This is a genomic window from Stenotrophomonas sp. Steno-Z10-BAI (genome assembly GCF_056393115.1).
On record NZ_JBWJOZ010000020.1, the window covers coordinates 1 to 1,234 of the forward strand.

Annotated in this window: 1 protein-coding gene; it reads right to left on the reverse strand. The window is 58.6% G+C overall.

Going from position 1 to position 1,234, the window contains the following annotated elements; translation table 11 throughout:
- Positions 1–29 precede the first annotated feature (29 nt).
- Positions 30–1,171, reverse strand: a protein-coding gene (locus tag AC06E9_RS19695) for an IS3-like element ISStma9 family transposase (protein ID WP_087986239.1) whose coding sequence is annotated in 2 segments (ribosomal slippage) — positions 30–934 and positions 934–1,171 — 1,143 coding nt in all. Because the reading frame shifts where the segments join, the coding sequence is not laid out codon by codon here.
- Between the last annotated feature and the right edge of the window lie 63 nt (positions 1,172–1,234).

Below are 1,234 nucleotides of genomic sequence, written 5' to 3' on the forward strand. Positions count from 1 at the left end.
TGAATCGCCCAGGGTTTTGTAGACAGTCGTCAGCCGTTTAGTGCGTACTGCTTCTCGAACTCTACCGGGGACAGCCCGTCGTTGGAACTGTGCCGCCGTTTTGGGTTGTAGAACATCTCGATGTACTGGAAGACGTCGGCCCGTGCCTCGTCGTGATTGCTGTAGATCCTCCGCTTAATACGCTCCCGCTTCAGTAGCTGGAAGAAGCTCTCCATCGCTGCGTTGTCATGGCAGTTTCCTCGTCGACTCATGCTGCACACGATGTCGTGCTCGCGCAGGAAGCTCTGCCAGTCTTCGCTGGTGAACTGGGTTCCCTGGTCGGAGTGAAGCAGAAGCCCGGGGCTTGGCTTGCGCCGCCACACTGCGGCCAATAGCGCCTGCAAAACCAGGTCCGTATGTTGAGTTGGTCGGGTTGCCCATCCAACGACCTGACGCGAAAACAGATCAAGCACTACCGCCAAGTACAGGAAGCCGTCGTACGTGCGGATGTAGGTGATGTCCGTGACCCACGCGCGATTTGGCTCATTGACTTTGAAGCCGCGAGCCAGAACGTTCTTGGCGACTGATCCAACAGGGCCGCTCAATGGGCGTGGTCGCCGACCGTAGCCGACCATTGCCCGCAGCCCCTCGCTCTTCATCAAGCGTGCCACGCGATGACGACTACACGTCTCGCCAAGCTCGCGCAGATCTGTGGTCACTTTGCGGTGGCCATACACAGAGCCGCTTTCCAGCCAGCTGTGCTTGATTAGGCCGAGCAATCGCTGATCGTCCTTGTCGCGAGCGCTTGCCGGCTCTTTTAGCCAGGCGTAGTAGCCACTGCGATGGACGCCAAGCATCCGACACATCGCCGCGAGGCCGAACTCATCTGCGTGTTGCTTCATGAAGGCGTACTTTGCTCTTACCCCTTTGCAAAGTACGCGGCGGCTTTTTTTAGGATGTCTCGCTCTTCAGTGACCCTGCGTAGCTCAGCCTTGAGGCGGCGCACTTCCGCGTTCTGGTCCTGCTCGACACGCCGGCCAACATCGCCTTTGCCTTGTTGCCGCTTCCAGCCGTAAAGACTGTGGATCGACACGCCCAGTCGCTCGGCAACCTCCGCTACCGGACGGCCGTACTCAACAATCTGCCGTACCGCCTCGATCTTGAACTCATCGGTGTACCGCTTCGTGCTCATAACCACCTCCGCCTAAGCCATAGTTTATGGCTGCGAGGTGTCTACGGAACCCTGGGCGATTCA